Annotated in this window: 11 protein-coding genes and 1 other RNA gene; 7 read left to right on the top strand and 5 right to left on the bottom strand. The window is 63.3% G+C overall.

The features are described from left to right. Positions 1–86: 86 nt before the first annotated feature. A complete protein-coding gene (locus DNK49_RS06840; protein ID WP_110523574.1) occupies positions 87–884 on the top strand; it encodes a symmetrical bis(5'-nucleosyl)-tetraphosphatase in 798 nt (265 codons plus the stop codon). A gap of 9 nt (positions 885–893) precedes the next feature. Here DNK49_RS06840 and DNK49_RS06835 read toward each other — a convergent pair whose 3' ends face one another. Continuing rightward, the gene (locus DNK49_RS06835; protein WP_110523645.1) at positions 894–1,655 is read right to left on the bottom strand and encodes a lysophospholipid acyltransferase family protein; all 762 of its coding nucleotides are present in this window, start codon (positions 1,653–1,655) and stop codon (positions 894–896) included. Between the two features lie 77 nt (positions 1,656–1,732). Next, positions 1,733–2,491: a GNAT family N-acetyltransferase gene (locus DNK49_RS06830; RefSeq protein ID WP_110523573.1), complete on the bottom strand. Its 759-nt coding sequence runs from the start codon at positions 2,489–2,491 to the stop codon at positions 1,733–1,735. Positions 2,492–2,699: 208 nt separating this feature from the next. On the opposite strand from DNK49_RS06830, the gene ilvD reads away from it, so the two are divergent. From ilvD to DNK49_RS06805, 5 genes are all read left to right on the top strand, one after another. Continuing rightward, the gene (gene ilvD / locus DNK49_RS06825) at positions 2,700–4,550 is read left to right on the top strand and encodes a dihydroxy-acid dehydratase (RefSeq protein ID WP_110523572.1); all 1,851 of its coding nucleotides are present in this window, start codon (positions 2,700–2,702) and stop codon (positions 4,548–4,550) included. 92 nt (positions 4,551–4,642) lie between these two features. Continuing rightward, on the top strand, positions 4,643–4,837 hold the full coding sequence (locus DNK49_RS06820) for a hypothetical protein (protein WP_110523571.1): 195 nt from the start codon (positions 4,643–4,645) through the stop codon (positions 4,835–4,837). A gap of 10 nt (positions 4,838–4,847) precedes the next feature. Continuing rightward, positions 4,848–5,144 (top strand): cell division protein ZapA, encoded by a 297-nt coding sequence (locus DNK49_RS06815; protein WP_110523570.1) that lies wholly within the window; start codon positions 4,848–4,850, stop codon positions 5,142–5,144. Between the two features lie 24 nt (positions 5,145–5,168). Next, a non-coding RNA gene (gene ssrS, locus DNK49_RS06810) (6S RNA) lies at positions 5,169–5,352 on the top strand. Positions 5,353–5,524: 172 nt separating this feature from the next. Next, positions 5,525–6,982 (top strand): TrkH family potassium uptake protein, encoded by a 1,458-nt coding sequence (locus tag DNK49_RS06805; protein ID WP_110523569.1) that lies wholly within the window; start codon positions 5,525–5,527, stop codon positions 6,980–6,982. Here DNK49_RS06805 and DNK49_RS06800 read toward each other — a convergent pair. Both DNK49_RS06800 and DNK49_RS06795 read right to left on the bottom strand, forming a co-directional pair. Next, complete coding sequence (locus DNK49_RS06800; RefSeq protein ID WP_110523568.1) at positions 6,957–7,697, bottom strand: response regulator; 741 nt, start codon at positions 7,695–7,697, stop codon at positions 6,957–6,959. The two genes, DNK49_RS06805 and DNK49_RS06800, sit on opposite strands and share 26 nt — an antisense overlap. After that, positions 7,694–8,944 (bottom strand): DUF4118 domain-containing protein, encoded by a 1,251-nt coding sequence (locus tag DNK49_RS06795; RefSeq protein ID WP_110523567.1) that lies wholly within the window; start codon positions 8,942–8,944, stop codon positions 7,694–7,696. The genes DNK49_RS06800 and DNK49_RS06795 overlap by 4 nt, the downstream gene beginning before the upstream one ends. Positions 8,945–9,126: 182 nt before the next feature. Between DNK49_RS06795 and DNK49_RS06790 the strand changes: the two genes are divergently transcribed. After that, positions 9,127–9,933 (top strand): sulfite exporter TauE/SafE family protein, encoded by an 807-nt coding sequence (locus tag DNK49_RS06790; RefSeq protein WP_110523644.1) that lies wholly within the window; start codon positions 9,127–9,129, stop codon positions 9,931–9,933. Positions 9,934–9,980: 47 nt separating this feature from the next. Here the strand turns inward: DNK49_RS06790 and DNK49_RS06785 are convergent, their stop codons facing one another. After that, positions 9,981–11,096: a substrate-binding domain-containing protein gene (locus DNK49_RS06785; protein WP_110523566.1), complete on the bottom strand. Its 1,116-nt coding sequence runs from the start codon at positions 11,094–11,096 to the stop codon at positions 9,981–9,983. Between the last annotated feature and the right edge of the window lie 70 nt (positions 11,097–11,166).

The raw sequence follows: 11,166 nt of genomic DNA, 5'->3' as shown, positions 1-11,166 counted from the left end.
GCAGGGTGCGTGTAGATCTTGTCTCATTTCTGTCATCCGTCTCGGCTAAACTCGCGAGTTAATCTAAATTTTGCAAATGCCGGTCAATGGCCCACTATGCAATAGGTGATATTCAAGGTTGCTACGACGCATTGCAGCGTCTGCTCGAGAAAATTGCCTTCGATCCCGCGCAAGACCGCCTGTCGGTCGTAGGTGACCTGGTCAATCGTGGACCTGAGTCGCTGAAGGTGCTGCGTGCCTTGCGCGCGCTCGGCAATTCGGCGACCGTGGTACTGGGTAATCACGATCTCTACCTGTTGATGGTGGCGGCCGGGTTCAAGCGCCGGGACAAGGACGACACCCTGTTCCAGGTGCTGGAGGCGCCCGATCGCGAGGAGTTGCTCGGCTGGCTGGCGCGGCGCCCGCTCATTCATGTCGAGGGCGATCATGTGCTGGTGCATGCCGGCCTGCTGCCAGGCTGGACGGTGAGCAAGGCGGTCGAACTGGCCGCTGAGGTCAGTGCGGCGCTGGTCGGGCCGGATGCGCGCAAGTTCCTTCTGCATCTGGCCGGTGATCATCCGGATCAGTGGCGTGAAGACCTGCAGGGCTGGGACCGCTTGCGTGTGATCGTCAATGCATTGACCCGGATGCGCTTCTGCACGCGTGACGGGCGCATGGCGATGCGCGCAAAAGGGCCGCCACACAAGGCGCCGCGCGGTATGTTGCCGTGGTTTGCGGTACCGGATCGTTTCAATCGCACGCACACCATTGTCTGTGGGCACTGGTCGGCACTGGGCTTCTATCGCAGCGAGGGTTTGATCGCGCTGGATTCGGGCTGCGTCTGGGGCGGTAAGCTGACTGCGGTCCGCCTTGATGACGGCGAGGTCTTCCAGGTGGAGGGCTGAACGGCCTCTTCAGTAGCTCGGTTCCGCCTCGCGCATGGGCTCGGGCTGAGGTGCCGGATGTGCTGATGCGCAGCCGATGCGGTGCACGATGGATTCGTGCAGTTGGCGGGCGAGTTCGCGTCGATGCACGCCGTCGGTGGTGGCCAGCGGCGCAGCTGCACTGACCCGGGCGATCAGGCGGCGGTGAGCGATGACGTTGGACAGGCATTCTCCCAGGCTGATGTCGCCATCGTAGGCCGGGGCGCGGCTGGGTGAGCCGTCGGTCTGGTGATAGCTGATGGCAAGCGCCTGCAGCGGGTGGGCTGCCTCGATCGCGGGTTGCAGCAGGGCAGCATGAAAGGCCAGTACATGGCTGCCGTCAGTGGTGGTGCCTTCCGGAAACACGCCGACGTTGCGTCCGGCGTCGAGCAGGCCGGCAATCTCGGCATTGACGATGCGGGCGTGCCCCCGGCTGCCGCGGCGCAGGAACACGGTTTCGTTCTTTGCCGCCAGCCAGCCTATGACCGGCCATTGCCGGACTTCGGCCTTGGAGATGAAGGCGGTGGGCGCGAGTGCGTTGATCACGAAGATATCCAGCCAGGAGACATGGTTCGCGACCAGAAGGCAGCCAGGTGAGACTGCGTGCCCCCCGGCCTCGATCTGCATGCCGACGATGGCGAGCAGTTGGCGAGACCAGCGCTGGCGCAGACTCAGGCGGCGTGCCGGTGCGACGAAGGGGTAGAGCAGGATCACCGTCAGCACGCCCTGCAGGATGTGGACGGCGACGCGCAAGAAACGCCAGCCGCGCAACAGGGCGGGGCTGGCGTCGGAGGCCGCGGGGCTGCGCGGCGCGGAAGTGATGATGGTATTCAGTCCTTGCGTCCCAGAAAATGTTTGGCGTATTTGTCCGAAACCTTGCTCATCGGCAGCAGGATGGGCAGATCGGCGGTGTTGAAATCGGGATCCCACGCCGGTTCGCCGCAGATCCAGGCACCTGCGCGCAGATAACCCTTGATCAGCGGCGGGGTTTCGGCGGCCAGATCCTGGCGCAGGTTGTCCAGCGGTAGCGGGCAGCGCGGGAACATATGGTATTCCAGCGGCGCCAGATGCGAGTCCTTGAGCTGATTATACAAGCTGGCTGCAGTGTGGCCGCCGTCGCCCATGCTGATCGAGGCGCAGCCGATCAGGTAGTCGTAGCCGTTCTCCATCATGTAGCGGGCCAGGCCTGACCACAGCAGGGCGATGACTGCCCCGCTGCGGTACTCGGCATCGATGCAGGAACGGCCGATCTCGACGATCTGGTTGCGCAGGTGATGAAGGCGGGTGAGGTCGAACTCGTTTTCCGAGTAATAGCCGCCCACCTTTCGTGCGGCTGAAGGCGACAGGATGCGGTAGGTGCCGACGATACGGCCGGCATCCTCGTCGCGGACGATCAGGTGTTCGCAGTAGGGGTCGTAGATGTCGCGATCGACGCCGGGCACACGAGTGGAGAGGCGGGCGCCCATCTCTTCGGCAAACACGCGATAGCGCAGCTTCTGTGCTTCGAGGATTTCGGTCTCGCAGGTGGCGAGGCCGACGTGGAGATTGCGCCCGGGGCGGGCGGCGGTCTGCTGGCCGGTCTGGAGCATGACGTGCATCCTTGTCCTTGTTCGATGACGTCATTCTGGAAAACGCGCGTTTCCGCACGGTGACGTGCGCGTTACGAAGCGATGACGTCACAAACCCCTGTGCGGGCATGGCTTTTCCCGACGTGGCGAATGTACATCGGCGTCTACCAATCGGCCCGCGGGGGATTACAATCACAGGCTTTCCTGCAGATTTTCCCGGAGCGCAGCCATGCCCCAGTATCGTTCCCGTACTTCCACTGCCGGTCGCAACATGGCAGGTGCCCGCGCCCTGTGGCGTGCCACCGGCATGAAGGACGGCGACTTCGAAAAGCCGATCATTGCGATTGCCAACAGCTTCACCCAGTTTGTGCCGGGTCATGTGCATCTGAAGGATCTGGGGCAGCTCGTTGCGCGCGAAATCGAAGCGGCCGGCGGCGTGGCCAAGGAGTTCAACACCATTGCGGTGGACGATGGCATCGCCATGGGCCACGGTGGCATGTTGTACTCGCTGCCGTCGCGCGACCTGATCGCCGACAGCGTCGAGTACATGTGCAATGCGCACACGGCCGATGCGCTGGTGTGCATCTCGAACTGCGACAAGATCACCCCGGGCATGCTGATGGCCGCGCTGCGCCTCAACATCCCCGCCATCTTCGTGTCCGGCGGGCCGATGGAGGCGGGCAAGGTCAAGTGGGAAGCCAAGGTGATCTCGCTCGACCTGGTCGATGCCATGGTCAAGGCGGCAGACAAGAACTGCTCGGACGAGGAAGTCGACGCCATCGAGCGTTCCGCCTGCCCGACCTGCGGCTCCTGTTCCGGCATGTTTACTGCAAACTCGATGAACTGCCTGACCGAAGCGCTTGGTCTGTCGCTGCCCGGCAATGGCACCACGCTGGCGACGCACGCGGATCGCGAGCGCCTGTTCAAGGAGGCGGGTCACCGCATCGTCGAGCTGGCCCGGCGTTACTACGAAAAGGACGATGCCTCGGTGCTGCCGCGCTCGATCGCCAGTTTCCAGGCCTTCGAGAATGCGATCAGTCTCGACGTCGCCATGGGCGGCTCGACCAACACCGTGCTGCACCTGCTGGCCGCCGCCAAGGAAGCCGGGGTCGATTTCACCATGAAGGACATCGACCGCATCAGCCGTCGCGTGCCCTGCCTGTGCAAGGTGGCGCCGGCGGTGGCCGATGTGCACATCGAAGACGTGCATCGTGCTGGTGGCATCATGGGCATCCTTGGTGAGCTCGATCGCGCCGGTCTGCTTCATCGTGACTTGCCGACCGTGCATAGCAAGACCCTGGGCGAGGCGCTGTCGCGCTGGGACATCATGCAGGCGCATGACAAGGCGGTGTTCGACTTTTTCCTCGCTGCGCCAGGAGGCGTGCCCACCCAGGTGGCGTTCAGCCAGAACCGGCGCTGGAACGAGCTCGACATGGACCGTGCCAAGGGTGTGATCCGCAACAAGGCCAATGCCTTCAGTCAGGACGGCGGGCTGGCAGTGCTTTACGGCAACATCGCCGAGAAGGGCTGCATCGTCAAGACGGCCGGGGTGGATGAGTCGATCTGGCAGTTCACCGGCAAGGCCCGGGTGTTCGAAAGCCAGGAGGACGCGGTCGACGGCATCCTTGGCGAAAAGGTGCAGGCCGGCGATGTGGTCATCATCCGTTACGAAGGCCCCAAGGGCGGTCCTGGCATGCAGGAGATGCTCTACCCCACCTCCTACCTGAAGAGCCGTGGCCTGGGCAAGGATTGTGCGCTGCTCACCGATGGCCGTTTCTCCGGCGGTACGTCCGGGCTGTCGATCGGTCACGCTTCGCCCGAGGCGGCCTGCGGTGGCGCGATTGCACTGGTCGAGGAGGGGGACACGATCGAGATCGACATCCCTAACCGCAGCATCCGGCTGGCGGTTAGCGATGACGAACTGGCCCGCCGACGTGCCGCGATGGAGGCTCGAGGTGCCGCGGCATGGAAGCCGGTGGCGCGCGAACGCGTGGTGTCGGCGGCGCTGCAGGCCTATGCGGCACTGACCACCTCGGCTGACACTGGCGCAGTGCGCGACGTCACCCAGGTGCAACGCTGAGACCGGGCGGCGAGGTGCGCCTGTCGCGACCCTCGCCGCAGCTTACCCGGATTGATTGACCCCCTCATTCACCCACCGCTACCATCGACGCCATGGACGCAGAACTGACCCACCTCGAAGCACAGCTCGAGCAGCTGATCAGCCAGTACGACCGGCTCAAGGGCGAGAACCGCGAGTTGCGTACCCGCGTGGCCCGGCTCGATGCCGAGCGCCATCAGTTGTCGGCCAAGGTCGAGCTTGCCACAGGCAAGCTCGAAGCCCTGCTGGCCAAGTTGCCCGAAGCCTGAGGAGCCACAAATGGAATCCCTGGACATCATGTTGCTGGGCAAGGAGTACCGCGTCTCCTGCACCCCGGAAAACAAGGAAGGCCTGCTGGCCGCCGTGGCGCTGGTGGATGCCAAGCTCAACGAGCTTGCGAGCAAGACGCAGTCATCGGGCGAAAAGCTGGCTGTCATGACCGCGCTCAATATTGCCCACGAATTTTTGCAGCATCAACGTGGAAACGGGTTTGACATGCCCGCCGTGAAGCGTAGAATCGGACTCATGCAAGCACGTCTCGACGGGGTTCTGGCACAGCAGGACAAGCTGTTCTGAAATCTTGAAAAGACGTTTAAGATCAATCCCCTGCAGTGTTCGTTGAAGTCGTAGATTCCTTGAACCAATAGTCGAGAGACTCGGTTGCTGACCCAATATGCCGCTGGTGTGCACGCCCCTTGCCGGGTGAGCCTGAAGCGGAAGGAAAGTGACCTCCCTGAACCCTAGGTTCAGGATGCCCGGCGGAAACGGCACAGGCGGGGGGCCAAACAAAAAAGCGCAGCTTCGGCTGCGCTTTTTTGCTATATGCAGCCTGTCCATGGCCGCAGTCATTTGTTTGCTGCGCTGCAAGATCTTTACACCATCTTTATGTGCGGATCCTTAGCATGCCGCTTCCCTGGTAACTGACGCCGGCCACGATCCGTAGCCGGCGGGTGCGAATGCGCAGCTATTTTCCGGTGGTCGGTGCCCTCGGCCTGGTATTGATGTTGTTTGGCTTGGTCATGGTGTTTCCGCTCGGGGTGTCGTTCTTTCTTGAGGATGGCGCGACCGAAGCCTATGACCTTGCGATTATCGCGACTTTTGCTTGCGGGCTGTTCGCCTGGGGGATGACGCGCGGGCATAGACGTGATCTGCGTATCCATGACGGCTTTCTGCTGGTGGCCGCGACCTGGGTTGTCGTGCCGGTGTTCGGCGCCTTGCCGATGATGCTCTACCTGCCCGAACTCTCCTTCACTGATGCCTACTTTGAGGCCGCTTCGGGGCTGACCACCACCGGGGCGACGGTGCTGACCGGCCTGGATGCGTTGCCGGTGTCGATCAACCTGTGGCGTACCTTCATGCATTGGGTTGGCGGCATGGGGGTCATCGTATTGATGGTCGCGGTCCTGCCTTTGCTGGGTATCGGCGGACGCCAGGTATTCAGGGCCGAGACGCCGGGGCCGATGAAGGAGTCGAGCCTGACGCCCCGCATTGCCGAAACGGCGAAGGGCTTGTGGACTGTCTATGTCGCACTCACCGTTGCCTGTGGTGGTGCCCTCTGGTGGGCGGGGATGCCGCCCTGGGAGGCCGTGATCCATGCGTTCAGTGTGATGGGGCTTGGCGGCTTCTCCACCAAGGATGCCAGTCTCGGGTACTTCAATAGCGTGCCGATCGAGATGGTGACGATGGGGTTCGCATTGTTGGCGGGCTTGAACTATGCAACCCATTACCTTGCTCTGGTGCGGCGTAGTTGGCGAGCCTATGTGAATGACCCGGAGATTCCGTGGTTCTTCCTCGTGCTCGTTGTCACCATCCTGTTCCTCACGCTTTACCTGATGCGTTTCTCCGCGCACGAGGATGCGTTGACGACTCTGCGTTACGTGGCTTTTCATGCGGTGTCGCTGGCGACCTCGCTTGGTCTGGCGACGTACGACTACACGGCGTGGCCGATGTTTGCCCAGATCACGATCCTGTTTCTCGGCAGCTTTGCGGCGTGTTCCGGGTCGACCGGAGGTGGCATCAAGATGATGCGGGCGATCATCCTGTACAAGCAGGTTTATCGCGAAGTCGCACGCTCCTTGCACCCGAACGCGGTATTGCCCTTGCGCCTGGGGAAGCAGGCGGTGTCCGAGGGGGTGCTGCATGCAGTATTGGCGTTCAGTTTCATGTACATGGTTTGTCTGGTGTCGCTGACGCTGGTGTTGTCAGCCAGTGGGCTCGACTTGATCACCGCGTTCTCCGCAGTCGTTGCCTGCGTAAACAACACCGGGCCGGGGCTGGGTGCAGTAGGCCCTGCGGGCAACTACCAGGGCTTGAGCGACTTTCAGACCTGGGTGCTCAGCTTTGGCATGATTCTCGGTCGGCTGGAAATCTTCACGCTGCTGGTCGTGCTCACTCCGGCGTTCTGGCGTCGCTGAGTCCGGTGTGCGGCGATTGGCTGACGAGTCGGTAGCCGACACCGGACTCGGTCAGGATGTGGACGGGATAGCCCGGATTGTGCTCGAGCTTGCGTCGCAAGCCACCCATATAGACGCGCAGGTAGTGATGGTGCTCGACATGATTCGGCCCCCAGACGGCGGTCAGCAACTGGCGATGGGTCACGACTTTGCCGATATGGGCGATCAGGTGGGTCAGCAGTTTGAACTCGATCGGGGTGAGGTGCACCGGCTCGCCGGCACGGGTCACGCAGCGTTCGGCAAGGTCAACCTCAATGTCGCCAAAACGAATGATGGCCGGACCATCGGTCGGGCGAATGGCCCGGCGCAGCAGGGCGCGTACGCGTGCGAGCAGTTCAGGGATGCCGAAGGGCTTGGTCAGGTAGTCGTCGGCGCCGGCATCCAGCGCGGCAACCTTGTCCTGCTCGTCGGCGCGAGCGGATAGCACCAGTACCGGGGTGCCGGACCAGACGCGTAAGGCTTGCAGGATGTTCAGTCCGTCATCGTCCGGCAAGCCGAGGTCGAGTATCAGCAGATCCGGTTTGCGTGATGCCATCTCAATGCGGGCGCGCTCAGCGGTGGCGGCCTCGGCCACCATGCAGCCTGACGACTCGAGTGCTGTACGCACGAAGTGTCGGATACCCGGCTCGTCGTCAATGACCAGAATCATCGGGGCGGGGCCACGGGTCTCGTTCATGAACAGTCCTCAGGCAAGGTGGGGGCTGGTGTGAGCGGCAGGTGTACGGTGAAACGCGCACCGCCATCTGCCGGGCTATCTGCACTCAGGGTTCCGCCATGTGCGGCAAGGATCGATCTGACCAGGGAAAGCCCCAGCCCTGCGCCTGAAGGTGAGCGGCCTTCTGGTGGCAGCCCCGGGCCGCTATCGCTGATGACGAGCTTGAGTTCGGTCGATGTTGCCGAGGCGCTCAGCGCGATCAGCCCGCCAGCGGGGGTATGGCGGGCGGCGTTGTCAAGAAGGTTGCACAGGACCCGCTCCATCAGTACTGGATCCAGCTCGACCATGGGAAGATCCTCAGGCAGTCCGACATCGAGCCGGTGTCCGCTCAGTTGGCCGGCGCTTGCCTGCAAGGCCGCGCCAACGACCTCCTCGACAGGTAGCCATGCCCGACGCAGGGTGATGCTGCCTGACTGCAGGCGGGCGAGATCCAGCAGGTCACGTGCGAGCGCATGGGTACGAAGGGCTTCGGTCCGGATTGCGTCTGCGATCTCCGCTTGTCTGGCAGGCAAGGGGGGGCCGGCCAGCGGTAATGACTCGGCCAGCCCCGCCAGGGCCGTCAGCGGTGTTCGCAGGTCGTGCGACAGGGTGGCGAGCACGGCACTACGCAGGCGTTCGGCTTCGGCTTCCACCCTGCTGCGCTCTGCGTCTGCAAGATAGCGGACCCGTTCGTTTGCGGTGGCGAACAGGGTGAAGTACGTATCACGCAAGGTGTCCGGGCGGGCGTCATCAGCTTCGTCCATCAGTGTGGCCAGCGTGCGCCGACGTATTTCGTCGATCTGCTGAGTGCTGGCGGCAGCCGAAAGAGCCCGGGCGGTTTGGTATAGCCTCTGCGCCTGATGTTCGCCGTGCGCCGCCACATCGCGCTGGTGGCGCAGGCGGGCCGCCAGTTCGGCGGTCGTGAGTGCGACCGCAAGCAGCACGGAGAAGGTCAGCAGATACTGGAGGTCACTGACCGCGAAAGTGAAGTGCGGATGCACGAAGAAGAAATCGAACAGCGCAACCGAGAGAAAGGCCGACAGCACCGCCGGGCCCCGGCCGAAGCGTACGGCATTGAACATCACCACCAGTGGAAACAGCATGGCGATGTTTGCCAGGTCGAACGCGCCAAGCAGCGGTGCGCCGATGGCCGCAATCGCACCGACGCCCGTAGATGCCAGCAGGTAGTCGCGCAGCCGGGGGGGCGAGAGAGGCATTGTCGGGTTCATGGGGCGAACTCTAACGCTGGAGGGCTCGCATGGCGAAGCGATTGTGTTGAGGCATGTCCGCTTCGATGGAGGATGAGGCTGCCTCCGGCAGTGTCCCGGCGCTTGCACTATGGGAGGGAACTGGCCACCATGCGGCCCTTGCCGCGCCGGATGCCGGCGGACTCGAAAGGAATGTGCCATACATGGAATTTGATATCTGGTGGCTGACCTACCCCCTCCTGGGATTGGTGGTCGGCTTCTTTGCCGGGCTGCTCGGTGTTGGCGGTGGAGGCATCATGGTGCCGATGCTGACCACCTTGTTCCTTGCGCAGGGTTTCGGTCTGGAGCAGGTGGTGCATATGGCGCTGGGGACGTCGATGGCGACCATCATGCTGACTTCGGTGTCCAGTTTGCGGGCGCATCACGCGAAGGGGGCGGTACGCTGGGACATCGTCCGGGCGATCACGCCGGGCGTGCTGCTGGGGACCTTTGGCGGCAGCTTCATCGCGGCGCGCGTCGATACCGTGCCGCTGGCAATCTTCTTTGCCATCTTCATGGCCTATGTGTCGGCGCAGATGCTGCTCAACGTCAAACCCAGACCGTCGCGAGAGTTGCCCGGCCCCGTCGGGATGAGCGCCACCGGGCTTGGCATCGGCGGGGTGTCCGCGCTGGTGGCGATCGGTGGCGGGTCCCTGTCGGTTCCGTTCATGACCTGGTGTAACGTCAAGGTCCAGCACGCGATCGGGACTTCGGCTGCGATCGGCTTGCCGATCGCGGTGGCCGGTACGGTGGGTTATCTGGTCAACGGCTGGAATGCGTCAGGGACACCGCCGCTGACCCTGGGGTTCATCTATCTGCCGGCCCTGGTGCTGGTCGGCGTGGTGAGCGTGTTCGTTGCGCCTTACGGCGCCAGCCTCGCCCACCGGTTGCCCGTGGCCACGTTGAAGAAAATCTTTGCCGGTGTGCTGGTGTTGTTGTGTGTGAAGATGTTGTACAACATCTTTGCGTAGCAGGGGGGCTGCTGCTTGCGGACGGGGTCCCGTCCGCGTCGCAAGCTTCAGTCGGCCGGCGTGCCTGCGGCCTTCGGTTTTCGATAGCTCCACCACGGCAGCACCTTGCTCATGGCCAGCACTTCGCCAGATTGCGAGGGTTGATAGCCGGGTAGCGTGCCGAGTTGGCGCTGCCACCTGGGTGTGTGCAGCAGGGCGAGCAGTGCCTGTATGGCAGGAAGGTCGAGTGCAGATTTCAGGCAGGCCAGGTGATAGTGTTCCTCCACCAGGGGTACGAAATCCAGGCCCCGGGACAGTGCGGTGGCCTTGATGCCAAGCCCGGCATCGGCCTGGCCTGAGGCGATCGCCTGAGCGACTGCCGCATGCGAGGGTTCGGTGCGGTCGTAGCCGTGAATCGCGGTAGTGGGGATGCCGGCTTGATCCATCAGTTCATCCAGCAGTACCCGGGTGCCGGTGCCGAGTGCCCGATTGGCGAAGCGGACATGTCCGCGCTGCAGGTCGTCCAGCCGCTTCAGCCCCAGCGGATTGCCGCGGGCCACCATCAAGCCCTGACTGCGGCGGGCAAAACCGATCAGTTTGTGCTTGCCCGGCTGCAATAGCGGTTTGTAGTTGCGCTGGGTCAGGCTGCCGCTGGCCGTGCCATGCAGGGTGTGAAAGCCGGCAAGCAGGCAGCGCCCCTCGTTGAGCGCGCGAATCGCGTCGACGCTGCCGCCGTAACGGATGTCCAGATGCAGGCGGTGTGCGGGCTGGCGCGCGTGCTCCTGCAGCGCAGCCAGCCCTTCGTCGTGGCTGGCGTACAGGGTCAGTACATGGGCGTCGTCGTCGAAGGCTACCGCATAGGCGCGCTCGAGATCGGCGCGCAGGGCCTCGATCTGCGGCAGCAGTCTGGCCTGTGCCTGGCGTTCTGCCCACATCAGCTTGGTGCCGAACTCCGTCAATCGGGCGGGTTGGCCCTTGTCCCACACGATCAGGCTGTGGCCCAGGGTTTCTTCCCAGCGCTTGAGCTCTCCCCATACATGGCGGTACGACAGTTTCAGCGTTTTTGCAGCCGCCGAGATCGAGCCGGAGTCAGCCACGGCCTGCAACAGCTCGATCAATGGGTTGCGGATGCGGGCCGGGCTGGCATCGCCGGCCAGGGTGTAGTGGAAGTGGATCCTATGCACGATGCTTCATATTGATGGAAGTCTTGCGGGGACTTACGTTACCCGAAATTCTCCACCGCCGGCAGATTGC

Origin of the sequence: Parazoarcus communis SWub3 = DSM 12120, assembly GCF_003226565.1 — a bacterium.
Taxonomy (GTDB): domain Bacteria; phylum Pseudomonadota; class Gammaproteobacteria; order Burkholderiales; family Rhodocyclaceae; genus Parazoarcus; species Parazoarcus communis.
This window is presented reverse-complemented; position numbering and strand designations above follow the sequence as displayed.

Excerpts from the sequence above, each read along its gene's own strand:
- DNK49_RS06820 (WP_110523571.1), top strand. The coding sequence starts at position 4,643 with ATGGACGCAGAACTGACCCACCTCGAAGCACAGCTCGAGCAGCTGATC.
- DNK49_RS06800 (WP_110523568.1), bottom strand. The coding sequence starts at position 7,697 with ATGAACGAGACCCGTGGCCCCGCCCCGATGATTCTGGTCATTGACGAC.
- ilvD (WP_110523572.1), top strand. The coding sequence starts at position 2,700 with ATGCCCCAGTATCGTTCCCGTACTTCCACTGCCGGTCGCAACATGGCA.
- DNK49_RS06830 (WP_110523573.1), bottom strand. The coding sequence starts at position 2,491 with ATGCTCCAGACCGGCCAGCAGACCGCCGCCCGCCCCGGGCGCAATCTC.
- DNK49_RS06805 (WP_110523569.1), top strand. The coding sequence starts at position 5,525 with ATGCGCAGCTATTTTCCGGTGGTCGGTGCCCTCGGCCTGGTATTGATG.
- DNK49_RS06790 (WP_110523644.1), top strand. The coding sequence starts at position 9,127 with ATGGAATTTGATATCTGGTGGCTGACCTACCCCCTCCTGGGATTGGTG.
- DNK49_RS06840 (WP_110523574.1), top strand. The coding sequence starts at position 87 with ATGGCCCACTATGCAATAGGTGATATTCAAGGTTGCTACGACGCATTG.
- DNK49_RS06795 (WP_110523567.1), bottom strand. The coding sequence starts at position 8,944 with ATGAACCCGACAATGCCTCTCTCGCCCCCCCGGCTGCGCGACTACCTG.
- DNK49_RS06815 (WP_110523570.1), top strand. The coding sequence starts at position 4,848 with ATGGAATCCCTGGACATCATGTTGCTGGGCAAGGAGTACCGCGTCTCC.